12 protein-coding genes are annotated in these 24,429 nt (G+C 69.4%); 6 read left to right on the top strand and 6 right to left on the bottom strand.

All coding sequences use genetic code 11. The annotated features are described in order from the left end of the window. Positions 1-95 precede the first annotated feature (95 nt). Together ACPEH8_RS15195 and purL are read right to left on the bottom strand one after the other, a co-directional pair. Positions 96-7,673 (bottom strand): ESPR-type extended signal peptide-containing protein, encoded by a 7,578-nt coding sequence (locus ACPEH8_RS15195; RefSeq protein WP_423667326.1) that lies wholly within the window; start codon positions 7,671-7,673, stop codon positions 96-98. A gap of 447 nt (positions 7,674-8,120) precedes the next feature. Further along, a complete protein-coding gene (purL, locus tag ACPEH8_RS15200; RefSeq protein WP_287248306.1) occupies positions 8,121-12,050 on the bottom strand; it encodes a phosphoribosylformylglycinamidine synthase in 3,930 nt (1,309 codons plus the stop codon). Positions 12,051-12,339: 289 nt separating this feature from the next. Between purL and ACPEH8_RS15205 the strand changes: the two genes are divergently transcribed. Then, on the top strand, positions 12,340-14,445 hold the full coding sequence (locus ACPEH8_RS15205) for a glycosyl hydrolase family 18 protein (RefSeq protein WP_153164923.1): 2,106 nt from the start codon (positions 12,340-12,342) through the stop codon (positions 14,443-14,445). A gap of 69 nt (positions 14,446-14,514) precedes the next feature. On the opposite strand, the gene ACPEH8_RS15210 is transcribed toward ACPEH8_RS15205, so the two are convergent. Further along, positions 14,515-15,294 carry a thioredoxin fold domain-containing protein gene (locus tag ACPEH8_RS15210; protein ID WP_017356283.1) on the bottom strand — a complete coding sequence of 260 codons (780 nt, stop codon included), beginning with the start codon at positions 15,292-15,294 and terminating at the stop codon, positions 14,515-14,517. 102 nt (positions 15,295-15,396) lie between these two features. Then, the gene (xerD, locus tag ACPEH8_RS15215) at positions 15,397-16,374 is read right to left on the bottom strand and encodes a site-specific tyrosine recombinase XerD (protein ID WP_166473630.1); all 978 of its coding nucleotides are present in this window, start codon (positions 16,372-16,374) and stop codon (positions 15,397-15,399) included. 70 nt (positions 16,375-16,444) lie between these two features. Here xerD and ACPEH8_RS15220 point away from each other — a divergent pair, with 70 nt between their 5' ends. Continuing rightward, positions 16,445-16,918, top strand: a complete 474-nt coding sequence (locus ACPEH8_RS15220; protein ID WP_423667329.1) for an RDD family protein — start codon at positions 16,445-16,447, stop codon at positions 16,916-16,918. Between the two features lie 159 nt (positions 16,919-17,077). Here ACPEH8_RS15220 and lptG read toward each other — a convergent pair whose 3' ends face one another. Then, the gene (gene lptG, locus ACPEH8_RS15225) at positions 17,078-18,184 is read right to left on the bottom strand and encodes an LPS export ABC transporter permease LptG (RefSeq protein WP_017356286.1); all 1,107 of its coding nucleotides are present in this window, start codon (positions 18,182-18,184) and stop codon (positions 17,078-17,080) included. Beyond that, positions 18,181-19,260 (bottom strand): LPS export ABC transporter permease LptF, encoded by a 1,080-nt coding sequence (gene lptF / locus ACPEH8_RS15230; RefSeq protein ID WP_017356287.1) that lies wholly within the window; start codon positions 19,258-19,260, stop codon positions 18,181-18,183. The genes lptG and lptF overlap by 4 nt, the downstream gene beginning before the upstream one ends. 104 nt (positions 19,261-19,364) lie before the next feature. Between lptF and ACPEH8_RS15235 the strand changes: the two genes are divergently transcribed. From ACPEH8_RS15235 to ACPEH8_RS15250, 4 genes are all read left to right on the top strand, one after another. Beyond that, a complete protein-coding gene (locus ACPEH8_RS15235; protein ID WP_136003611.1) occupies positions 19,365-20,843 on the top strand; it encodes a leucyl aminopeptidase in 1,479 nt (492 codons plus the stop codon). 85 nt (positions 20,844-20,928) lie between these two features. Continuing rightward, positions 20,929-21,354, top strand: coding sequence for a DNA polymerase III subunit chi (locus ACPEH8_RS15240; RefSeq protein WP_017356289.1), 426 nt, complete (start codon positions 20,929-20,931; stop codon positions 21,352-21,354). A gap of 45 nt (positions 21,355-21,399) precedes the next feature. Further along, the gene (locus ACPEH8_RS15245; protein ID WP_017356290.1) at positions 21,400-21,588 is read left to right on the top strand and encodes a YqaE/Pmp3 family membrane protein; all 189 of its coding nucleotides are present in this window, start codon (positions 21,400-21,402) and stop codon (positions 21,586-21,588) included. 43 nt (positions 21,589-21,631) lie between these two features. Further along, complete coding sequence (locus tag ACPEH8_RS15250; RefSeq protein ID WP_313159977.1) at positions 21,632-24,400, top strand: valine--tRNA ligase; 2,769 nt, start codon at positions 21,632-21,634, stop codon at positions 24,398-24,400. Positions 24,401-24,429 lie beyond the last annotated feature (29 nt).

Consider the following 24,429-nt stretch of genomic DNA (forward strand, 5'->3'; position numbering starts at 1 on the left):
CACTGGCCGGCCCTGGCCAGGGTTCCCGTGACCCGCCCCCTCAGGCCTTGCATTTCCCGGGGCGACACCCTGCCGGTGCCGCCCCGTCCACACGCTTACCAGCCGAAGCCGGCACCCACGCCGACCGAGCTGTCATCGCTGCTGAACGCACCGCCCAGGGTGACCGTGGCGCGCTCGCTGATGGCGCGCTGGTAGCCCAGCGACAGCGCCGATTCGCCGCCCTGGAACCCGATGCCGACACCGACGCGGTTCTGCGTGCGTACGCCGGCGGCACTGGTGGCCATGTTGAGCATCGCCGCGCTCATCGCGCCCTGGCGGTCGATGCGGCGATCCTGGTGACGGAGGCGCTGGTCGATCTCGCCCTTGTAGATGTCAAAGCTGTCGGCCATCGTGGTGAAACGCTGGTCGGTGTAGCTGTTGGCGCTGGCGATGCCACCGTCGAGCTGGCCCTTGTTGACCGCGTCGGTGGCCTGGGTACCGGCCGCGACATGGGTGACCTGGCGTTCGTTGCCGGTGGCACCGACCGAGACCGTGTCGGCGCGGTCGGCGACCGAGCCCTGGCCCAGCGCGACCGAGTTGGCTGCGGTCGCCGACGCCCCCTGACCGATCGCGGTGGACGCGGCCCCGCTGGCAACCGCGCCCTCGCCCATCGCCACCGCGTTCACGGCAGACGAGGCGGCGGCGGACGGTGCCACGTAGGCCTGGCTGCCGCCCACGCTGGCGGCGGTCGGCGTGCCCTGCACGTCGGCCAGCGCCGTATCACTGGACAGCGGTACGGCCGTTTCCACGGTGGCCAGACTGGCGCTGGCCACCGTGGCACCGGCACCGCGTGCCCTTGCCGTGCCGCCACTGCCGGCCATGCGCTGGTCAAGCTCGGTAACCTTGCGGTCGAGCGCACCCAATGCATCGCCGACGTTGGCGTAGCTGGCGCCCTGGATCACGTAGTTGGGCGCCACGAACACGCCCTGCATGCCCACACTGGCACCGCCGCCGAGGAAGCTGGCAGCATCGCTCAACGACTGGAACAGCTGGCCGCCGTTGATCGCCTGGCGGCTGCCGGACGCGATCGAGCCGTTGCCCACGTTCTCCAGCGTGGTGCCCTGCAGACCGGACAGGGTCAACGTGTCGCGGCTGCTGTCGTCATAGGTGAGCGCATTGGCCGCCACGTTCTCCACCGAGCCGATGCGGGTGTCGATATCGCCCACGCGGGTTTCCACCGCGCCCACGCGCTGGTTGGTGGTGTTGAGCTGCCCGCCGGTAACCGCATCGGTGCTGCCCTCGGCGATGCGACCGGCGCCGACGTTGACGATCCGGCGCGTGGCCGGACCATCGGTACCGTTGCCGCCGCCCACCGAGACCACGTTGGCTTCCACCGCGCGCGAACCGGCACCCAGCGCGACCGCGTTGGCGCCGGACACGCCCGCCGCAGAGCCGATGGCGATGCTGTTGGCACCGTTGCTGGCGAAGGCGCCGTTGCCGATGGCCACGCCGTTGGTCGCATTGGTGGAGGCCTGGCGGCCGATCACCGTGCTGTTGGTGCCGCGTGCGGATGCATCGGCGCCGATCGCGGTGGCTCCGGTGGCCGACGCCACCGCAGCGGTACCCAGCGCACTGCTGCGGGTCGCGCTGGCGGTCGCACCGGCACCGGCGGCGAGTGCGTCGGTGCCGCTCGCCGTGGCGACGCCGCTGCCGCTGGCCTGGAAGTGCTTGCCTGCCGCATCGGCAGTGGCGGCCACGCTGTCCAGCTGCGACTTGTTGACCGCATCGGTAGCGTTGACGCCCGCACCCACGTTGGTGATGCGGCGGGTTGCCGGACCGGTGGTGCCGTTGCCGCCGCCGACCGAGACCACGTTGGCCTCGCTGGTTCGTGCACCGGCGCCAAGCGCGACGCTGCCTTCGCCGCTGGCCGAGGCGCTCTTGCCCAGCGCGGTGGCGTTGATGCCGCTGTAGGCATAGCTGTCCTGGCCCAATGCGGTGGAACCGGCCGAGGTCGCCCACGCCAGCTGACCCACCGCCGTGCTCTGCGCGGCAGTGGCCCAGGCGTTGGCGCCGGCGGCCAGGCTGTTGGCGCCGCTGGCCTGCGACGCGTAGCCGATCGCGTTGGCATAGCTGCCCGACGCGGCACTGCCCCAGCCCAGCGCGGCAGCGTAGTCGCCGCTGGCCTCGGCACCGTAACCGAGCGCGGTGGTACGCACGCCGGTGGCGGCACTGAAGGCGCCCACGGCGGTGCTGTAGTCGCTGCCCGCCTCGGCGCTGAAGCCGAACGCGGCCGACTGCAGCCCGGCCGAGGTGGCGGCCGCACCGGTGGCGGTGCTGAACACGCCCTCCGCCTGTGCACCGGCGCCCAGCGCGGTGGCGCCGATACCGCTGGCACTGGTGGCCTGGTCGAGCACCACGTTGCCGTTGGCGTCCTCGTAGTACAGCGCACCACCGATCGCGGTGGCCGAATCGGCCGTGGCCGACGCGTTGAAGCCCGAGGCCGACGCGTTGCGGCCGGACGCCAGCGCGCCGCTGCCGTATGCCGATGCGCCGGTGCCGAAGGCGTTGGCCGCCTCACCTGCCGCCGTGGCGTAGGCACCGTCGACATAGCTGCCGACATCATCGCCGTTGCCGCTGCCCGACGCCTTGAAGTACCGGTTGGTTTCCTCGGCCACATCGGCCACGGCATTCAACTGGTCCAGATTGACCGCGTCGGTGCCTTCGGTACCCGCCGCCACGTTGGTGATCTGACGCTGCGCGGTGGCCGTGCCCACCGAGACGGTATTGTCGCGGTCTGCGGTCGACCCGGCGCCCAGGGCGACGCTGTTGACGCCACTGGCCACTGCGCTTTCACCCAGCGCGGTGGCGCTGGCCGCATCGGCCCATGCATTCCAGCCGATCGCGGTGGCGTAGTCGTCGGTGGCCCATGCGCCGGCACCAAAGGCCGCCGCCCCCGTGCCCGACGCGCGTGCCGGCAGCAGACCGTAGAAGGTCGAGCCGCCGATGGCCACGCTTTCATCGCCGGTAGCCTCGCTGGATTCGCCGAGCGCGACCGCGCTGGCACCGGACGCGGTCGCCGAGGTGCCGACCGCCGTGGCCAGGTTGCTGGAGGCGATGGCGCCGTAGCCCAGTGCCGCCGACAGACGCCCGCTGGCTTCGCTGTAGCTGCCGTAGGCGGTGGCGCCGGCATCGCTGGCGCTGCTGCGGAAGCCGGTGGCGGTGGCCTGCTGGCCGCTGGCGATCGACTCGGCGCCGGTGGCGGTGCTGTAGGCGCCGGAGGCCTGTGCCGCAGTGCCGATCGCACTGGCACCCAGCTCGCTGGCGCTGGCACCGGTACCCACCGCCACGCTGTTTTCGCCGGTGGCCTGGGCATTGCTGCCGATGGCCGAGGCACCTGCGCCGGTCGCCAGAGCATCGACACCGATCGCGGTGGCGTTGTCCGCCAGCGCATTGGCTCCGCTGCCGAGCGCGGTGGTGCCGTCACCGATGGCGTTGGCCGCTTCGCCGGCCGCCAGCGCGTTGTCGCCGTCGACCAGTGCACCGGCATCGCTGTCGTCGCTGCCACTGGCCTGGAAGTACTTGCTGGTGGTTTCGGCCACCGCTGCCACCTCCTTCAGTTGCGCCACGTTGACCGCATCGGTGTCCTGCGTGCCGGCAGCCACGTTGGTGATCTGGCGCTGCGCGTCGGCGCTGCCGACCGACACGGTATCGTCGCGGTCGGCGATGGAGTCGGCGCCGAGGGCAACGCTGTTGGCGCCGCTGGAGGTGGCTGCATTGCCCAGTGCCGTGCTGTTCACACCCGGCGACCACGCCCCACCACCGACGGCAGTGGAATAGTTGCCGGAGGCCTCGGTGGGCAGCAGACCGAACAGGGCGCCACCGACGGCCACGCTGTTGGTGCCGCTGGCCAGGCTGCCCTGGCCGGTGGCGGTGCTGTAGGCGCCGGAGGCTTCGGCATCGCCACCCACGGCCACGCTGTTGGAGCCGGTGGCCTGCGCGAAGCTGCCGAGCGCGGTGGCATTGAAGGCCGAGGCGACGGCATAGCCACCAATCGCGGTGGCGTAGTTGGCGGTGGCTTCGGAGGCGAAGCCGTAGCCGGCTGCGAGCGTACCGCTGACCACGCTCTCCGCACCGACCGCAGTGGCACCCTCGCCACTGGCGGTGCTGAAGTAGCCCAGCGCCACCGATTCTTCACCGGCCGCTTCGGACAGCGCACCGCCGGCGAGACTGCCGGCACCGGAGGCGATGCTGGCCGCACCGGTGGCGGTGCTCTGCTCGCCGGAGGCTTCGCTTTCGGCACCGCTGGCGGTGGCGTACTCGCCGGTGGCCTGCGCGTTGGCACCCACCGCAACCGCGTTGGCCGCACTGGCCAGCGCATTGAAGCCGACCGCGCTGGCATTGTTGGCCAATGCGAACGCACCACTGCCCAGCGCGGAGGCGCCGTCAGCGCCGGCGTAGCTGCTGGAGCCCACGGCCGTGGCGTAGTCGCCATCGGTGGCGGCGTTGGCACCGGCGGCCACGCTCTCTTCACCACCGGCCACCGCCACGCCATCACCGCTGGCCTGGAACTGGTCGGTTGCCGCGTTCAACTGGTCCAGATTGACCGCGTCGGTGCCTTCGGTACCGGCGGCCACCTGGGTGATCTGGCGCTGGCGTGCATCGCTGCCCACCGACACCGTGTACGCACGATCGGCCACCGAGCCGGCACCGAGCGCCACCGCATTGCTGGCACTGGCCGCGCTGCCGGCACCGATGCCGATCGCGCTCTCGCCGCCGGCCACCACGTTGGTGCCGATGGCAATGCTGTTGATGCTGTTGCCCAACGCCTGGAAGCCGACCGCGACGCTGTTGTCGCCATAGCCGAACGCACCACGCCCGAGCGCGGTGGCACTGCTGCCGCGTGCCCAGCTGTTGTAGCCGATGGAGGTGGAACCGGTGCCGCTGGCCCAGGCCGACTGGCCCACGGCCGTGGCATTGGCTTCGGTGGCCCACGCACTCGCACCGAAGGCGGTCGCGCCGTCTGCCGTTGCCCACGCATAGGCGCCGGTCGCGGTGGATTCCTCACCGCTGGCGAAGGCGTTGTCGCCCTGAGCGACGCTGTAGTCGCCGGTCGCGCGGGCTTTGTAGCCGCCAGCCAGGCTGTTGTCGCCCGTGGCCTGCGCGCCGCTGCCGAAGGCATTGCTCAGTGCACCGGTGGCCTGTGCACCGGCTCCCACCGCAACCGCGTCCGCGACGGCCGTGGTGCCGACCAGGACCGCGTTGCCGTCGGCATCGACCAGCGGCTGGTTGTACGCGTCGTACGCCTGCCCGAGCCCACCGATGGCGACGCTGCCGTTGCCGTTGGCGGCCACGTTGCGACCGACGGCCACCGTGTCATCGCCCACCGCGCTGGCGCCGTTGCCCAGCGCAGCGGCACCGGCACCGAGCGCGTTGCTCGCTTCGCCGGCGGCCAGCGCGCCATCGCCGTCGGCGAAGGCACCCACGTCACTGCCGTCGGAGGCGTTGGCCTTGAAGCGGTTGGCGGTGACGTTGGCGACCTGCGCCACGCCATCGAGCTGCGCCTTGTTGACGGCGTCGGTCGCCTCGGTACCGGCGGCCACGTGGGTGATCTGCCGCTCGTTGCCGACATCGCCCACCGAAACGGTGTTGTCGCGGGTGGCGGTGGAGTTTGCCCCCAGCGCCACGCTGTTGGCGCCGCGCGCGGTGCTGTAGAAGCCCACGGCGGTGCTCAGGTCGCCGCTGGCCCAGCTTTCCGCGCCCAGCGCCGAGGCTCCCTCGCCCGGTGCATAGGCAAAGTAGCCGACCGCCGTCGCTTCGGTGCCCGATGCTTCGCTCAGGGTGCCGTTGGCGACCGCGTAATCGCCGCTGGCGATGGCGCCGGCGCCGACGGCCGTGGCGGCTTCGCCGCTGGCCTGGGTCTGCACGAAGAAGCCCAGCCCCGGCAGCAGATCGGCCGGACCGCCGATGGCGGTACTGCTCGCGCCGGTGGCCACGCTCTGCGTGCCGACCGCCGTGGAATAGTCACCGGTCGCATTGGCGACCGCACCGAACGCCGACGATTGCGCACCGCCTGCGTATGCGCCGACACCGTAGGACGAGGCTGCGAACCCGGATGCTTCGGCACTGGCACCAACGGCCGTGCCACCGACGCCGGCGCTGGTGGCGCCGGTATCCACCGGCACGCCCCCATTGGTGATCAGCGGATTGCCGTCGGCGTCCACTGCTGCACCGCCGACGGCCACGCTGCCCGGGCCGTTGGCCTGTGCGTTGTTGCCGAAGGCCGCGCTGTTCTGGCCGCTGGCCACGGCGTTGTAGCCGACCGCCGTGGCGTTCTGCGCCACGGCCGTGGCGCCGCTGCCCAGTGCGGTGGCGCCGTTGCCGAGTGCATTGGATGCTTCGCCGATTGCCGTGGCGTTGTCGCCATCGACATACGCACCGGCATCGCTGTCGGCGCTGCCACTGGCCTGGAAGTACTTGTCGGTGGTGGCGGCCACCGCGCCCACTTCATCCAGCTGGGCCTTGTTCACCGCATCGGTGGCTTCGGTGCCTTCGGCAAGATTGGTGATCTGCCGGCGCAGGCCGTTGTCGGCATTGCCGACCGACACCGTGTCCACGCGGTCGGCGTAGGAGCCGGCACCGAGCGCCACGCTGCCGACCGCAACGGCGGCGGAGTTGGCGCCGAGGGTGGCGCTGAAATCGCCGACGGCCACGCTGAACGCGCCGACCGCCACGGAGGCTTCGCCGCCGCTGCCGGCACCGCGGCCAAGCGAGGTGCTGCCCAGGCCGATGGCGAGCGCGCCACCACCGACAGCGGTCGCGCCATCGGCACTGGCTTCGGCCAGGCCGCCGATGGCGGTCGCCGCGCCGTTTTCGCTGGCCGCGACGGCCGACGCGCCGAGCGCGACGTCGCCGAGGCCGACAGCGACCGCACTCTGCCCCACGGCGGTGCTCGCATCGCCCAAGGCCAGTGCGTTCTGACCGAAGGCGCTGCCACCGAGGCCGGCGGCGATCGCGTCACTGCCCACGGCCGTGGTCGCATTGGCCAGCGCCTGGCTGCCGCGCCCCAACGCGGTTGCTCCGTCGCCTTCTGCAGTGGCACTGGCGCCGGCCGCCAGCGCACCCTCGCCATCGATACGGGCCGCATCGGTGTCGTTGCCGTCACCGTCGGCCTTGAAGTAACGGGTCGCGCCTTCGGCGGCGACCGCGACCTTGTCCAGCTGCGCCTTGTTCACCGCATCGGTGGCGGCGGTGCCGGCCGCGACGTTGGTGACCTGGCGCTCCTTGCCGGCATCACCGACCGACACCGTGTTGGCGCGGTTGGCGCGCGAGCCGGCGCCCAGCGCCACGCTGTTGGCCGCCGACGCGGTGCTGCTGCTGCCGATGGCCACCGCATTGGTGCCGGTGGCGCTGGCGCTGCCGTCGACCACGCAGCTGTCGAGGATCTTGCTGTTGAGCACCACGCAGTTCGCGTTGCCCCCCACTTCAACCGACTGCGCACGGGCGGTTGGCGTGACAACAGCCGCGCCGAGGCCAAGCGTCAAGGCGATGGCGGCCGACAGCAACGTGGCGTTGCGGCCGCCAGTGGATCGGCGCTGATCGATGACTCCCCCCGGGGACTGGCTGCTGGCCAATTCCGAGGCGACGACCATCTGCCCCAGTGCTTTGTTCCAGACCTTGCGATAAATCCGATTCATCGATACGGCTCCTGATTAGGCTGGTTTTAGGCAAAGCGACGCCAACGCCGGGCCGCGTGGCCCAACGTCCCCTGGGGGCGTTTTCGCTTGATTTACTGCGTTATGCCGAACGGCAGGCAGAGACGTACAGCGTTGCTCGCTTTCCGTGCGGTTACTGCTGACTGAACGCTGTCGAAATGAGAATGCAGTGTTAACTTACCGTGCCGAATCCGTCAAGACATTGACGTGGAAAAACATATGACCGTGTGTTTCGTCACATTTTCGACGCGATACTCGGTTATTTCGTTATAACAGTGTGAAACCACGTGAAAACGGATTTCGGCCATGTAACGCGCTGTAACTCATTGCCAGCGATGAAAATCGCGGCGCAAAAAAAAGTCGCCGGTGATACCGGCGACTTTCTTCATGCGACTTTCACAGTGCAACCATTCGCAACAGTAGGGTTGATCATCCGCACCATACGCGTGCGTTGCGGAACATCCGCAGCCACGGCGAGTCGCCGGTCCACTCGGCCGGATGCCAGCTCAGATTCACCGCGCGCGGCGTGCGCTCGGGGTGCGGCATCATGATGGTGACGCGGCCGTCGGTGGTGGTCAGGCCGGTGATGCCGTCCGGCGACCCGTTCGGGTTGAGCGGGTACTGGCTGGCCACATTGCCATCGCCGTCCACGTAACGCAGCGCGACGCGGGCGGCCGCCTGGTCCACGGCGGAGGCGAACACCGCCTGGCCTTCGCCATGCGCCACGGCCACCGGCAGGCGCGAGCCGGCCATGCCACGCAGCAGGATCGAGGGCGATTCCACCACTTCCAGCAGGGCGGTGCGCGCTTCGAACTGCTCACTGCGGTTGCGGCGGAACTGCGGCCAATGCTCGGCACCCGGGATGATGTCCTTGAGCTGGCTCATCATCTGGCAACCGTTGCACACACCCAGCGCGAAGCTGTCCTGACGCGCGAAGAACGCCGCGAACGCATCACGAAGCGCCGTGCGCTCCAGCACCGAGGTGGCCCAGCCGCGGCCCGCACCGAGCACGTCGCCGTAGCTGAAGCCACCACAGGCAACCAGCCCGGTGAAGTCCGACAGCGCGACGCGGCCTTCGATCAGGTCGCTCATGTGTACGTCGAAGGTGCGGAAACCGGCACGTTCGAAGACGTTGGCCATTTCAATCTGGCCATTGACGCCCTGCTCGCGCAGCACCGCCACGCGCGGGCGCGCGCCGATGTTGATGCGCCGCTCCTGCCCCTCCTGCGCCCGCGACACGGGTGCATCCCGGTACGGCGACGCCACATCCTCGTTGAGGTCGAAGGTCAGCTTCGGCTTCAGGCCCGGCGCGGTGAAGCTGCGCGCGACCGCACGCTCCTGGTCGGCGTTGTCCGGGTTGTCGCGCAGCTTCTGCATGGCGTGGGTCACCGACCACCAGGCATCGAACAGTGCTTCCCAGCGCCACTCGACCAGGCTTTCGCCCTGCAGCGACACCCGCACCACCGGCGCGGTGGTCGGCCGTGCGATGCGCTGCGCGCATTCGGTCAGCGCATGGCGCTCGACCAGATCGGCGAACGCGGCGCGGTCTTCCTTGGCGATCTGCACCACCGCACCGAGTTCTTCGTTGAACAGGCTGCGGAACGGATCATCGCCCCAGGCATCCAGGGTGATGTCCATGCCCAGACGCGAAGCAAAGGCCATTTCGCACAGCGCGGCGAATGCGCCGCCATCGCTGCGGTCGTGGTAGGCCAGCAGCAGGCCGGCCTGGCGCGCGTCACGGATCAGCTCGAAGAACGCACGCAGGCGCTGCGGATCGTCCAGGTCCGGTACGGCACCGGCGAACGCGGGCAGCGCGCTGTGGTCGGCATGCACCTGGGCCAGGATCGACCCGCCCAGACGCTGTTTGCCGGCGCCCAGGCCGATCAGCCACAGCTCGCTGTCGGCATCGCGGTCCAGCAGCGGGGTCAGCTGGGTGGTGGCGTCGGCCACCGGCGCGAACGCGGAGATCACCAGCGAAACCGGCGAGACCGACTTGTGCGCGGTACCGGCGTCGTGCCACTGCGCCTGCATGGACAGCGAGTCCTTGCCGACCGGAATGCTCAGGTCCAACTGCGGGCACAGCTCCATGCCCACCGCACGCACGGCGTCGTACAGCAGCGCGTCTTCGCCGTTGTGGCCGGCCGCAGCCATCCAGTTGGCCGACAGCTTCACCGTCTCCAGCGCGTCCACCGGAGCGGCGCACAGGTTGGTGATGGCTTCGCCCACCGCCATGCGTGCCGACGCGGCCGCGTCCAGCAGCGCCAGCGGGGTGCGCTCACCGATCGCCATCGCTTCGCCGGCCACGGTGTCGAACCCGGCCAGGGTGATGGCGACGTTGGCCAGCGGCAGCTGCCACGGACCGATCATCTGCTCGCGCGCGGTCAGGCCGCCAACGCTGCGGTCGCCGATGGTGACCAGGAAGTTCTTGGACGCCACCGACGGATGCGCGAGTACGCGCAGGCCGGCGTCATGCAGGTCCAGCCCGGCGGTCTTCAGCGCCGGCCAGCGCGGCGGCGCCGGGTGAACGGTATCGCGGTGCATCTTCGGCGCCTTGCCGAACAGCACGTCCATCGGCAGGTCGATCGGCGCGTCGGCCGGGATGTTGTCCACGGTCGCGCCGTAGGCCACCACCAGGCGTTCTTCGGCGGTCGCCACGCCAACGGCGGCGAACGGGCAGCGCTCACGCGCGCACAGCGCGGCGAACTCGGCCAGGCGCGCCTGCGGCACGCCAAGCACGTAGCGCTCCTGCGATTCGTTGCACCACAGCTGCATCGGCGACAGCGACGGGTCGTCGGTGGGCACCTTGCCCAGGTCGATCACGCCGCCCACGCCCGAGTCGTGCAGCAGTTCGGGAATCGCGTTGGAGAGACCACCGGCGCCGACGTCATGGAACCAGCGGATCGGATTGTCCAGGCCCAGCGCGACGCAGCGGTCGATCACTTCCTGGCAGCGGCGTTCCATTTCCGGGTTGTCGCGCTGCACGCTGGCGAAGTCGAGGTCTTCGGCACTTTCGCCCGAGGCCACCGAACTGGCGGCACCACCGCCCAGGCCGATCAGCATCGCCGGACCGCCGAGCACGATCACCGCGTCGCCCGGCTGCAGCCTGAGCTTTTCGACCTGGACCTGGTCGATGGCACCGAGGCCACCGGCCAGCATGATCGGCTTGTCGTAGGCGCGGGTCAGGCCCTCGCCTTCGGGCAGCTCGAAGCTGCGGAAGTAGCCAAGCAGGTTGGGACGGCCGAACTCGTTGTTGAACGCGGCGCCGCCGAGCGGGCCGTCCAGCATGATGTCCAGCGCCGGGGCCATGCGCGGGTTCAGCGCGCGCGGCGCTTCCCACGGTTGCGGCAGGGTCGGGATGCGCAGGTGCGAGACCGAGAAGCCGGTCAGGCCGGCCTTGGGCTTGCCGCCGCGGCCGGTGGCGCCCTCGTCGCGGATTTCGCCGCCGGCGCCGGTGGACGCGCCCGGGAAGGGCGCGATCGCGGTCGGGTGGTTGTGCGTTTCCACCTTGATGCAGAACGCCGAATCGACCACCGCTTCGCTGCGGTACTCGCCCGTGGCCGGGTCCGGACGGTAGCGCGCGGCGGGGAAGCCGGCGACCACCGCGGCGTTGTCGCTGTACGCGCTCAACGTGTGCTGCGGGGTCTGCTGGTGGGTGTTCTTGATCATGCGGAACAGCGAGTGGGGCTGGTCGGCACCGTCGATGGTCCAGCTGGCATTGAAGATCTTGTGCCGGCAGTGCTCCGAGTTGGCCTGCGCGAACATCATCAGTTCCACGTCCGACGGGCTGCGGCCAAGCGCACCGAAGCGCTCGCGCAGGTAGTCGATCTCGTCCTGGGCCATCGCCAGCCCGAGGCGGCGGTTGGCCGCTTCCAGGTCATCCAGCGCGATGCGCTCCAGCTCACCCCGGGCGGGCGCGGTGAACAGCGCCTGGGCCTGATCGGCGCTGTCCAGCACCGACTGGGTCATCGGGTCGTGCAGCACGCGCGCCACCGCCTCGGCCGTGGCCGCGTCGGCCGGCCAGCCGACCAGATCGATGCGCAGGCCGCGCTCGACGCGGCGGATCGGCTGCCCGGCACCGCGGACCAGCTCGGTGGCCTTGCTCGACCAGGGCGACAACGTCCCCAGGCGTGGCACGACGAAGCGGGTAACGGCCCCCTCTTCCTGCCCGGCCAGCGTCGGCTGGGCTTCCAGGATCCGGCTCAGGATCGCCGGGTCCGGGGCGGCATCGCCCTCGGTCTGGATGAAGTAGACATGCCAGGCACCGGCGATGCGCAGGGAGGCGGTGAGGGACTGCAGGCGGGATTCAAGACGTTCGCGGCGGAACGGCGAAAGGGCGGATGCGCCCTCGAGGACCATCATGTCCGGGGAACCGTGGTTGGAGACGGGGCCCACTATTGTACCCAAGTCCACCGCCGGAACCCGCCCGGCCGGGGGAGCGGCCCCCTGCGTCTTCACGGCTGAACCATGCACTGGTTCACGGATTGTCGGCCGAATGCATGACAACGTTATCACCACCTGGCCGGGCGCCTTCCGGCCGGGGCCCCGTCCGCCCCCACTGCTGTCGCCGGCCTCTCTCACCGGCCCCGGACTGCTGCACGCATGGCGCCAACCCGGCGCCATGCGCCCACCACCTGATCGGAGAATTCCCATGCAGGACCCGATAGTGCGCAGTGCAGTGACATCGATATCTCCCCCGGCCCGACGTGGCCATGCCCGCTGGCTGCTGGTGCTGGCCCTGGCCGCCGCGGCCGGCGCGCCGACCCTGGCCCAGGCCGCCAGCTGTACCGGCGTGCCGGAATGGAACCCGGCCGCCATCTACCTGGCCGGGTCCACCCTGCAGAAGGGCGGCGTGCTGTACCGGGCCAACCAGGACATCTGGAACGCCCCGCCGGATCACCCGGCCGGCGCGCCCTACTACACCAACCTGGGCACCTGCGACGGCAGCGGCGGCAACCAGCCGCCGAGCGTCAGCCTGACCTCGCCGGCCAATGGCGCCAGCTTCAGCGCCGGCAGCAGCATCACCGTCAGCGCCAATGCGAGTGACAGCGACGGCAGCATCAGCAAGGTCGAGTTCTTCCGCGGCGGCACCTCGCTGGGCATCGACACCAGCGCGCCGTACAGCGTGACCTGGACCAATGCAGCGGCCGGCAGCCACACCCTCAAGGCCGTGGCCACCGACAACTCCAATGCGGTCACCTCCTCGACCACGGTCAGCGTGACCGTCACCGCCGCCAGCAACGACACCACCCCGCCCAGCGTGCCCGGCGGCCTGGCATCGCCATCGAAAACGGCCACCACGGTCAACCTGACCTGGAACGCAGCCACCGACAACAGCGGCGGCAGCGGCGTGGCCGGCTACGACGTGTACCGCAACGGCGGTCTGGTGGGTTCGCCCAGCGCCACCCAGTACACCGACGGCGGCCTGACGGCGAGCACGGCCTACACCTACACGGTCCGCGCACGCGACAACGCCGGCAACGCCTCGGCGCAGAGCGCATCGATCAGCGTGACCACGGCGGCCGGCGGCGGTGGCGGCGGCACCAAGCGGGTGATCGGCTACTTCACCCAGTGGGGCATCTACGGGCGCAACTACCGGGTCAGGAACATCGACACCAGCGGTGCGGCGGCCAGGCTGACGCACATCAACTACGCCTTCGGCAACGTGCGCAACAACCGCTGCGAAGTGGGCGTCACCCAGGCCTCCGATCCGAACACCGGCGTGGGGGGCGATGCCTTCGCCGACTACACCAAGGCCTTCGGCGCCGGCGAAAGTGTCAGCGGCAGCGCCGATACGTGGGACCAGCCGCTGCGCGGCAACTGGAACCAGCTCAAGCAGCTCAAGGCCAAGCACCCGAACGTGAAGGTGCTGATCTCGCTCGGTGGCTGGACCTGGTCGCGCGGCTTCTCCAGCGCGGCGCAGCCGGCCAACCGCCAGGCCTTCGTGGCCTCGTGCATCGATGCCTACATCAAGGGCAACCTGCCGGTCACCGACGGTGCCGGTGGGGTGGGCGCGGCCGCCGGTGTGTTCGATGGCATCGACATCGACTGGGAGTACCCGGTGGCCTGCGGGCTGAGCTGCGGCACGCCGGCCGACAACGCCAACTACACGGCACTGCTGGCCGAGTTCCGCCGTCAGCTCGACGCGGTGCGGCCGGGGCTGCTGCTGACCGTAGCGGTGGGCGCGGGTATCGACAAGATCCGGGTGACCGATCCGGCCGCGTTCCACCCGTACCTGGACTTCATCAACGTGATGACCTACGACTTCCACGGCGCATGGGACCCGCAGACCAACCATCACTCGGCGCTGTTCGACTCGCCGGCCGACCCCTCCACGGGCGACCAGAAGTTCTACAACAGCAACGATGCGATGGAGGCCTTCATCAGCCGCGGCGTACCGGCCAGCAAGCTGAACCTGGGCATCGGCTACTACGGGCGCGGCTGGACCGGCGTGGCCAGCGGCAACAACGGCCTGTACCGCAGCGCCAGCGGCGCGGCACCGGGCACGTACGAAGCCGGGATCGAAGACTGGAAGGTGCTCAAGAACCTTGCCTGGCCGGTCTATACCGACACCACGGCCAAGGCCACGTGGATCTCCAACGGCACCACGTTCTGGAGCGTGGACACCCCGGCGATGGTCACCGAGAAGATGGGCTACGTGAAGGCCCAGGGCCTGGGCGGCGCGTTCTTCTGGGAGTTCAGCGGCGATGACGCGCAGGGCACGCTGACCAAGGCGATCAGCGACGGCCTGAACTGACCGGTCGCCGGCCGACCCTCGGCCGGCCCCGCAACGGCAACGCCCCGGTCATGCCGGGGCGTTGTTGTTTCAGCGGCTGCCGCCGGCCGAGATGCGTTCCAGCGCGGCCTTGAGCTGCGCCGGGGGCACATAGCCGCCGAGCTGGGTGCCATCGGCGGCAAAGATCGCCGGGGTGCCATTGACGCCGATCTGCTGGCCGAGCGTGTACTGCATGGCCACCGGGTTGGTGCAGCTCCTGGCCGGCACCGGCTTGCCGGTCTTGGCGGCAGTCAACGCCTGCTTGCGGTCGGCTGCGCACCACACCGAGATCATGTCGGTGTAATCCTGGCTGCCCAGGCCCATGCGCGGGAAGGCGAGGTATTCGACGGTGATGCCGTTGCGGTTGAGCTCGGCGATATCCTGGTGAAGCTTGCGGCAGTACCCGCATTCGATATCGGTGAACACGCTGACGGTGTACTTGGCGTTGGGCGCGGCGAACACGATGCGCTCGCCCTGCGGCACCTTGTCCAGCAGACCACGACGGTACGCCAGCAGGCCGGGGCTGCTGGCCGGCGCCTTGTTCTGGATGTCGTAGGGCTGGGACTGCATGAGGTAGCGACCGTCATCGGAGACGTACAGCACCTGGCCGGCCACCAGCACTTCCCGGAACCCGGCGAACGGTGCAGCGCCGATGAAGTCCGGGGCAAACTTGGGGTCCAGCTGCTGCAGGGCGGTGCGTACGCGCTGCTCGGCGCTGCCGCCGGCCACCGGGGCAGACGCGGCGGGCTTGGCAGCCGGCGCGGAGGGCTGCTGCGCGCAGGCAGTCAGGCTGAGCGCGCCGAACAGGGCGGCAATGGCAACTCGGAGCATGGCGCGATCCGGTAGGAAAGAAGGTCCGGGATTCTCGCATAGCCGGGCCGTCGCCCGGCTGCACGGCAGCGGAACAGTGATGCGTTGCACGCCGGGGGCGGGTCAGCCGCGCGGATGGTGCCGGGCGTGCAGCTTCTGCAGGTGCTCGCGCGCGACGAGGGTGTAGATCTGGGTGGTGGACAGCGAGCTGTGGCCAAGCAGCATCTGCAGCGCGCGCAGATCGGCACCGCGGTTGAGCAGGTGGGTGGCAAAGCTGTGCCGCAGCCCGTGCGGGCTGATCCGGACCGGGTCGATGCCGGCCAGGGCGGCATACTTTTTCACCAGCCCCCAGAACTGCTGGCGACTGAGCGGCTGCAGGGACGGAGCGAGGAACATCGGCACGCTGCCGTCCTGGCCGCCGGGCACGCTGCGCCCACCGGCCAGCCGCGGGCGCGAGTGGGCAAGGTAGCGTTCCAGCCAATGCTGGGATTCCTCGCCCAGTGGCACCAGGCGCTCCTTGCTGCCCTTGCCGGTGACGCGCAGCACGCCCTGGCGCAGGTTGACCGCGTTGGCGGGCAGGTGCACCAGTTCGCTGACGCGCAGGCCGGCGGCATACATGAGTTCGAGCATGGCCCGGTCGCGCAGGCCGATCGGATCGTCGATGTCGGGAGCATCGAGCAGCGCATCGATCTGGCTTTCGGCCAGGGCCTTGGGCAGCAGCCGTGGCAGGCGCGGCGGGTCCAGCAGGGCGGTGGGATCGTCGGCGCGCCGGCCGCGACGCACGGCATCGGCAAAGAACGCGCGCAGGGCCGAGAGCAGACGTGCGTTGCTGCGCGGCGACCATCCATGCTGCGCGCGCCACGCCAGGTAATCGAACAGACCGGCACGGTCGATCGCGGCCAGGCCACCGGCGCGCCCGTCACGCCAGCGCGCGAGCCCTTCCAGATCGCGCCGGTAGCTGTCCAGGGAGGCCCGCGCGAGCCCCTGTTCGGCCCAGATCGTGTCAAGAAAATGCTGAATGACCGCGGCATCGGCATCGCGCAGCGCGGGCAGGTGCTGGACCAGCTGGCGACGTTGCGCCGGGGTGGAGACATCGGACATGCCATCAGCATACGGAGCGCGGCGCGCGCCGGCCATCCACGCCGGGCCGATGCCCGGGTATGCTCGCGGCATGGCCACCACCACCGATGCTCCCGCCGCGACCCGCCCCGCCTCGCTGCTGCTGTGGCGCCTGCTGGCACTGCTGTACGACTTCTTCCCGGCGCTGGCGCTGTGGATGCTGGTGAGCTCGCTGTTCGTGGCCGGCTACACGCTGTCCGGGCACGCGGCGCGCGACAACATCGCGCCGTTCAGTACGCTGCAATGGCTGCTGTGGCTGTGCTGCTGGCTGGTCACCGGCCTGTACGCGACGTGGAGCTGGCGTCGCGGCGGCCAGACGCTGGGCATGCGGCCGTGGCGGCTGCAGGTGGTCAACACCGACGGAACGCCGCCCACCCGCCGCCAGCTCTGGCTGCGCTACAGCGTGGGCACCCTCTCGGTACTGCTCGGGGGGCTGGGCCTGTGGTGTGCCCTGCTCGACCGCCAGCGTCTGACCTGGCACGACCGCGCCAGCGGCACGCGGCTGGTGCGCCTGCTGAAGCGCTGAAGCGCTGAAGCACCGAAGCACCGAAGCGAAGGCAACTGCAGCGTTTCAGGTGTTCCCGCGCTGGGTACCCGTACCCCAGGGCTGCGGGACACGCCTGCCCCGGGACAACCAAAACGCCGCACGCCCTGCTTCTGCTTAACGCCTGACGCCTGACGCCGCTTACCCCGACTTCCGCCGGAACAGCATGCCCGACACCACCAGCATCACGATCGGTGGCAGCGCGTAGGCGATGCGGTAATCGAACTTGAGCGCGCCGGCCATGCGGCCGAAGAACAACTGCAGCAACCAGAAGCCCAGCGCGAACAGGATGCCGAGGAACAGGCGCTTGCCCATGCCGCCGCTGCGCAGCGAGCCGAACGCGAACGGCACGGCCGCCAGGCACAGCGCCAGCACGTTCAGCGGATAGAACCAGCGGCTCCAGTAGATGTCTTCATAATCGCGCGCATCCAGCCCGTTGCGCTTGCGGTACTCGATGCTGTTGCGCAGGTCCATCGCCGTCAGGTTGCGCGGCTTGGCGATGCCCGTGGCCAGCGCCGCCGCATCCAGCCGCGAATCCCACGGCTCCGAGGCCACGGTCTGGCGCGTTGCCGAGCGGTCCCCGAAGGTATCCCGGCGCACCGTTTTCAGCACCCAGCCCTGCGCATCGTGCTCGGCCGTTGCCGCGTGCGTCAGCGAGGCCAGACGCCCATCGTCGCCGATCTTGTACAGGCGCACATCGTGCAGGACCAGGCGCGTCCCGCCCCCTGCCTGCAGCTGCTCATCGCCACTGGTCGCACTCAGGAACGTGTCGCCCTCGCGCGCCCAGACGCCCTGGTAGCGCGCCGCGCTGAGCGTGCTGCCCCAGCGCGCGCTGATCTTGATGTCGTCGGCCTTGCTCTGGCCCCACGGTCCCAGCGTTTCGCCGCTGAACACCATCACCGCCGTCAGCAGCGACAGCGCCACTGCCACCGACACGCTCAGCCGCTTGCGCGACAGACCCAGCGCCCGCAGCGCCGTCAGTTCCGAGGTGGCCGCCAGCTGCCCCAGCCCCATCAGCGCGCCGATCACCGCGGCCGTCGGGAAGAAGGTGTAGGCGCGGCGCGGCACCGTGTACAGCACCCAGGCCGCCGCATGGCCAGCCGTATAGCTGCCCTTGCCCACGTCCTTGAACTCGCCGGAGAACGCCATCACCACGTCCAGCCCGACCAGAACCGCCCAGGTCAGCAGGACCGTGCCGAACACCGCCCTGCCCAGATAGAAATCAAACCGCATGGGACGCAGTTTCATGCGGTCCTCCGGGGACGCGACAGCTTGCCGTCGCGGAAATACATCCAGATGGCCAGCGCCAGCAACGGCAGGCTCAGCCACCACAGGCCCACACTGCCGGGTACCTTGCCATCGGCGATCCAGCGGGTGCCGATGAACATCAGGTTCATGCCCACCATGTAGGCCAGGAACGCCAGCATCATCCGCCCGTAGCGCTGCTGGCGCGGCGAACTGCGTGCCAGCGGCAGCGTCATCAGCGCGAAGGCAAGCGCGATCAGCGGCGGGGCGATGCGCGCGTGCAGCTGCGCGCGGGCCGCCGGCCGGTCATCGCCGAGCAGCTGACCTGTCGTCAACAGCTCCGGATCGTCGTCCTTGCGCGTGTCGGCCCCGTCCGGCAGCGCCACATCGTTGCGCGCGAAGGTCACCAGCCTGTAGTCCAGGCCGCCGTTGACCGGGCCTTCCACCTGGTGGCCATCGTCCAGCTCAAGGTAGCGCTGGCGCTCGCCCTCGAAGAACATCCGGCCACGGTCGGCCGAAACCACCTCGATGCGGTCGCCCTTCTGGCGCTGCATGAACACCTTGCCCAGCTGGGTGCCATCGGGCGACACCGAGGACAGATAGACCACCCCGCCATTGGGCAGCGAGGTGAACTTGCCCGCCTCCAGGCCGGCCATGACGATGCTGCGGTTGGCCTCGTCGATCATTTTCTCGCCGGTGCGGTCGGCCCAGGGGCCCAGCCACAGCGAGCACAGCCCGATCACGGCGATCACCGGCAGCACCAGCATCATCAGCGGGCGCAGCAGGCGCCGGGGCCCGACCCCGATGGCGGTCAGCACCGCCATCTCCGAGTCGCGGTACAGGCGGGCGGTGGCCAGCAGCAGGCCCAGCATCAGCGCCAGTGGCAGGATCAGGGGCATGTACACGATGAACTGCAGGCCCAGCTGCGAGAACAGCAGGCGGGCGGGCAGCCGGCCATCGGCGATGTTGCCGAGGATGTCCACCAGGACACCACCGACACTCACCACCAGCAGCACGATCAGGGTGGCCAGGAAACTCTGGAGGAAATCACGCAGGAGATAGCGATCGAGCTTCGACATGGGGCGGTGGTTTAAACTCTCGGATTCGTTCGCGGCATGGTCCAGTCTACTGGCTGGGCGTAAACAGCTCGCGATTGTACGGATTTGCCAACGGAATCTGATCAATGGCCCTGGAATTCACCCTGAACCGCGCAGCACCGGCCACCGCCGCGTGCGACTGCGTCATCGTCGGCGCCTTTGCCGACCAGTCCCTGAGCCCGGCGGCACAGGCCCTGGATGCTGCCTCCGGTGGCCGTCTGTCGGCGCTGGTCGCCCGCGGCGACGTCGGCGGCAAGACCGGCAACACCACCCTGCTGCACGATCTGCCGGGCGTGACCGCACCGCGCGTGCTGGTCGTCGGCCTGGGCGAAACCGCCAAATTCGGCGTGCCGCAGTACCTCAAGGCGGTCGGTGACGCCAGCCGCGCCCTGAAGAGCGGCGTCAACCACCATGCGCTGTTCACCCTGACCGAACTGCCGGTAAAGGGCCGTGATGCCGCCTGGAACATCCGCCAGGCCATCATCACCGCCGACCACGCCGCGTACCGCTACAGCGCCACGCTGGGCAAGAAGAAGGCCGAAGAACCGGGCCTGACCACCCTGGCCATCGCCGGCGACGACGCCCAGGCGCTGACCCAGGGCCAGGCCATCGCCGCCGGCGTGCAGTACGCCCGCGAGCTGGGCAATCTGCCGCCGAACCTGTGCACCCCGGCCTACCTGGCCGAGTCCTCTGTCGCCTTCGCCCAGGCCCACGCCGGCGCCGATGCGGAGATCCTGGACGAGACCCAGATGGAAGCGCTGGGCATGGGGTCGCTGCTGGCCGTGGCCCGCGGCTCGGCCAACCGCCCGCGCCTGGTCGTGCTGAAGTGGAGCAACGGCGGCGACGCCAAGCCGTACGTGCTGGTCGGCAAAGGCATCACCTTCGACACCGGCGGCGTCAACCTGAAGACCCAGGGCGGCATCGAAGAGATGAAGTACGACATGTGCGGTGGCGCCAACGTCATCGGCACCTTCGTGGCCGCGGTCACCGCCAAGCTGCCGCTGAACCTGGTGGTGGTGGTGCCGGCGGTCGAGAACGCCATCGACGGCAATGCCTACCGCCCGTCCGACGTGATCACCTCGATGTCCGGCAAGACCATCGAAGTGGGCAACACCGACGCCGAGGGCCGCCTGATCCTGTGCGACGCCCTGACCTACGCGCAGCGGTTCGAGCCGGCCGCCCTGGTCGACGTGGCCACCCTGACCGGTGCGTGCATGGTCGCCCTGGGCCACCAGACCGCCGGCCTGATGACCAAGCACGACGACCTGGCCAATGAACTGCTGGCCGCCGGCGAGCACGTGTTCGACCGCGCCTGGCGCCTGCCGCTGTGGGACGAGTACCAGCCGATGCTGGATTCCAGCTTCGCCGACGTCTACAACATCGGCGGCCGCTGGGCCGGGGCGATCACCGCCGGCTGCTTCCTGTCGCGCTTCACCGAAGGCCAGCGCTGGGCCCACCTGGACATCGCCGGCGTGGCCAGTGACGAAGGCAAGCGCGGCATGGCCACCGGCCGTCCGGTTGGCCTGCTGAGCCAGTGGCTGCTGGACCAGGTCGCACGCGCCTGATGCCGTGTCGATCGGGGCGGCCGACCGGCCGCTCCGATCCCGCCCGGCCGGCTGCCGGGCATTCCCCTCCGCTCCAGGCCTGCCCATGTCCCGTGCTGATTTCTACCTGATCGCCAAGCCCCGCTTCCTGACCGAGCCCCTGCGCCTGGTCTGCGAGCTGGCACGCAAGGCCAACGACGCCGGGCTGTTCACCCTGGTGCTGGCGCGCGACCAGGCCCAGGCCGAAGCGCTGGACGAACTGCTGTGGGCGTTCGACGACGATGCCTACATTCCGCACCAGATCGCCGGCGATGACGTCGACGAGGAAGAGGCGCTGGTGCTGATCGCCGCGCCCGGCACCGACGCCCCGGCCCGCCCGCTGGTCATCAATCTGCGCGACGACCCCTACCTGGCCAGCTGCGACCGCGTGCTGGAAGTGGTGCCGGCCGACCCGGAAGCCCGCGAGCCGCTGCGCGAGCGCTGGCGCCAGTACAAGGCGCTGGGCTTTGACCTGAACAAATACGACATGTGACGCCCGGCACCCCGCGCGGGTGCCCGCTGCGTCCGGAGACCCTTGATGCGCCTGCTGATTGCCCTGATCTTTCCCTGGTTGTCGTTCTTCACCATCGGTCGCCCGTTTGCGGGCATCCTCTGCCTGATCCTGCAGATCACCCTGATCGGCTGGCTGCCGGCCGCCATCTGGGCCGCCTACGCGGTCTCGCAGTTCCATACCGACCAGAAGATCCGGCGCGCCCTCGGCCGCTGATTCTCCGGCACCCCCACCTCCCGTCTTCGATCCCGGTTTCCGCATGACCCAACTCGCCTCCAGCTACGACCCCGCCACCTTTGAGACCGACCTGTACGACGGGTGGGAGAAGGCCGGTCATTTCAAGCCGTCCGGCAAGGGCAAGCCGTACACCATCCTGCTGCCGCCGCCGAACGTGACCGGCACGCTGCACATGGGCCATGCCTTCCAGCAGACCCTGATGGATGCGCTGGTGCGCTATCACCGCATGCGCGGCTACGACACCCTCTGGCAGGTGGGGACCGACCACGCCGGCATCGCCACTGAAATGGTGGTGTCGCGCAACCTGGCGCTGGCCGGCAATGGCGAAAGCCGCGATTCGCTGGGCCGTGAGGGCTTCATCGAGAAAGTGTGGGAGTGGAAGGCGCAGTCCGGCGACACCATCGAGCGCCAGATGCGCCGCCTGGGCACCTCCAGCGACTGGTCACGCAGCACCTTCACGATGGACCCGCAGCCGTCCGAGGCGGTGGTCGAGGCGTTCGTGCGCTGGCATGAGCAGGGCCTGATCTACCGTGGCCAGCGCCTGGTCAACTGGGACCCGGTGCTGAAGACCGCCATTTCCGACCTGGAAGTGGAGAGCGTGGAGGAAGACGGCTTCCTGTGGTCGATCAGCTATCCGCTCGCCGATGGCAGCGGCAGCCTGACCGTGGCCACCACGCGCCCGGAAACCATGCTCGGCGACACCGCAGTGATGGTGCACCCCGAGGACGAGCGCTACACGCACCTGATCGGCAAGATGGTCAAGCTGCCGCTGACCGACCGTGAGATCCCGGTGATCGCCGACGATTATGTCGACCGCGAGTTCGGTACCGGCGTGGTCAAGGTCACCCCCGCGCACGATTTCAACGACTACCAGGTCGGCCTGCGCCACAACCTGCCGATGATCAACCTGTTCACCCCGGTGGCGGCGATCAACGACAACGCCCCGGAGAAATACCGCGGGCTGGACCGTTACGAGGCGCGCAAGGTGATCCTGGCCGAGCTGGAAGACCTGGGCATCCTGGTCGAAACCAAGGCGCACAAGCTGCAGGTGCCGCGTGGCGACCGTACCCAGCAGGTCATCGAGCCGTACCTGACCGACCAGTGGTTCGTGAAAATGGACGTGCTGGCCAAGCGCGGCCTGGAGTTGGTGGAGAACGGTTCGATCCAGTTCGTGCCGGCCAACTGGATCAACACCTATCGCCACTGGATGGAGAACATCCAGGACTGGTGCATCAGCCGCCAGCTGTGGTGGGGCCACCGCATTCCGGCGTGGTTCGACGATGCCGGCACCTGCTACGTCGGCCGCGACGAAGCGGACGCCCGCGCGAAGAACAACCTCGGCCCCGACATCGCCCTGCACCAGGACAGCGACGTGCTGGAAACCTGGTTCTCCTCGCAGCTGTGGCCATTCTCGACCCTGGGCTGGCCGAACGCGCAGGCGATGGACGCGCGCGGTTTCGAGCGCTATCTGCCGTCGTCGGTGCTGATCACCGGCTTTGATATCATCTTCTTCTGGGTGGCCCGCATGATCATGGCCACCGACAGCTTCACCGGCAGGATTCCGTTCAAGGACGTGTACATCACCGGCCTGATCCGCGATGCGCAGGGCCAGAAGATGTCCAAGTCCAAGGGCAACGTGCTCGACCCGCTGGACATCATCGACGGCATCTCGATCGAGGACCTGGTCGCCAAGCGCACCACCGGCCTGATGAAGCCCAAGGACGCGCCGAAGATCGAGAAGGCCACGCGCAGGGAGTTCCCGGACGGCATCATTGCCCACGGTGCCGATGCGCTGCGCTTCACCATCGCCGCGCTGGCCACCCACGGCCGTGACATCAAGTTCGACATGAACCGCGCCGAGGGCTACAAGAACTTCTGCAACAAGCTGTGGAACGCCAGCCGCTTCACCCTGATGAACACCGAGGGCAGCTGCTTCACCGGCGCGCCGCAGCCGCGTACCGATGCCGAGCGCTGGATCCTGGCGCGTCTTGCCGCGGTCTCGGCCGAGGCGCAGACGCACTACGCCAACTACCGCTTCGACCTGCTGGCGCAGTGCCTGTACGAGTTCGCCTGGAACGAGTTCTGCGACTGGTTCCTGGAACTGACCAAGCCGGCGCTCAACGGTGCCGACGCCGACGATGCCAACAGCACCCGCCACACCCTGCTCTACGTGCTCGAGGCGCTGCTGCGCCTGCTGCACCCGCTGACCCCGTTCATCACCGAACAGCTGTGGCGCCAGGTCGCCCCGCGTCTGGGCATCACCGAAGACACGGTGTCGCTGCGCCCGTACCCGGTGGCGGACGAATTCGCCGGCGACTACGCCCGTGCCGAAGCCGACGTGGAATGGGTGAAGTCGATGGTCAGCGCCCTGCGCCGCGTGCGCAGCGAGTTGAACGTGCCGCCGTCCAAGCTGGTGCCGCTGCTGCTGCAGCGTGGCAACGACGACGACCGCGCGCGGATCGCCCGTTTCACCTCCGCGCTGTCGTTCCTGCTCAAGCTGGAGCGCATCGCGTGGCTGGCCGATGACGGCGAGATCCCGCCGGCCGCCACGGCGATCGTGGGCGACCTGCTGCTGCTGGTGCCGCTGGAAGGCCTCGTCGATCTCGGGGCCGAACGTGCGCGCCTGGACAAGGAAATCGCCCGGGTCGAGGCGGAAAAGGAAAAAAGCGAGACCAAGCTGTCGAAGTTCACCGACAAGGTCCCGCCGGCCGTGGTCGAGCAGGAGCGCGTGCGCCTGGTCGACTGGACCGCCCAGCTTGCCGGCCTGCGCGGACAACGCGCCAAGCTGTGATGCACTGACCGGGGATGCGTCCACGCATC

Source organism: Stenotrophomonas sp. NPDC077461, assembly GCF_049545475.1.
Taxonomy (GTDB): Bacteria; Pseudomonadota; Gammaproteobacteria; order Xanthomonadales; family Xanthomonadaceae; genus Stenotrophomonas; species Stenotrophomonas nematodicola.

Bases quoted from the DNA above. Each gene is read 5' to 3' on its own strand.
- lptG (WP_017356286.1), bottom strand. From the start codon at position 18,184: ATGAAACTGCGTCCCATGCGGTTTGATTTCTATCTGGGCAGGGCGGTG.
- purL (WP_287248306.1), bottom strand. From the start codon at position 12,050: ATGATGGTCCTCGAGGGCGCATCCGCCCTTTCGCCGTTCCGCCGCGAA.
- ACPEH8_RS15220 (WP_423667329.1), top strand. From the start codon at position 16,445: ATGGCCACCACCACCGATGCTCCCGCCGCGACCCGCCCCGCCTCGCTG.
- ACPEH8_RS15240 (WP_017356289.1), top strand. From the start codon at position 20,929: ATGTCCCGTGCTGATTTCTACCTGATCGCCAAGCCCCGCTTCCTGACC.
- xerD (WP_166473630.1), bottom strand. From the start codon at position 16,374: ATGTCCGATGTCTCCACCCCGGCGCAACGTCGCCAGCTGGTCCAGCAC.
- lptF (WP_017356287.1), bottom strand. From the start codon at position 19,260: ATGTCGAAGCTCGATCGCTATCTCCTGCGTGATTTCCTCCAGAGTTTC.
- ACPEH8_RS15235 (WP_136003611.1), top strand. From the start codon at position 19,365: ATGGCCCTGGAATTCACCCTGAACCGCGCAGCACCGGCCACCGCCGCG.
- ACPEH8_RS15250 (WP_313159977.1), top strand. From the start codon at position 21,632: ATGACCCAACTCGCCTCCAGCTACGACCCCGCCACCTTTGAGACCGAC.
- ACPEH8_RS15195 (WP_423667326.1), bottom strand. From the start codon at position 7,673: ATGAATCGGATTTATCGCAAGGTCTGGAACAAAGCACTGGGGCAGATG.
- ACPEH8_RS15210 (WP_017356283.1), bottom strand. From the start codon at position 15,294: ATGCTCCGAGTTGCCATTGCCGCCCTGTTCGGCGCGCTCAGCCTGACT.
- ACPEH8_RS15245 (WP_017356290.1), top strand. From the start codon at position 21,400: ATGCGCCTGCTGATTGCCCTGATCTTTCCCTGGTTGTCGTTCTTCACC.
- ACPEH8_RS15205 (WP_153164923.1), top strand. From the start codon at position 12,340: ATGCAGGACCCGATAGTGCGCAGTGCAGTGACATCGATATCTCCCCCG.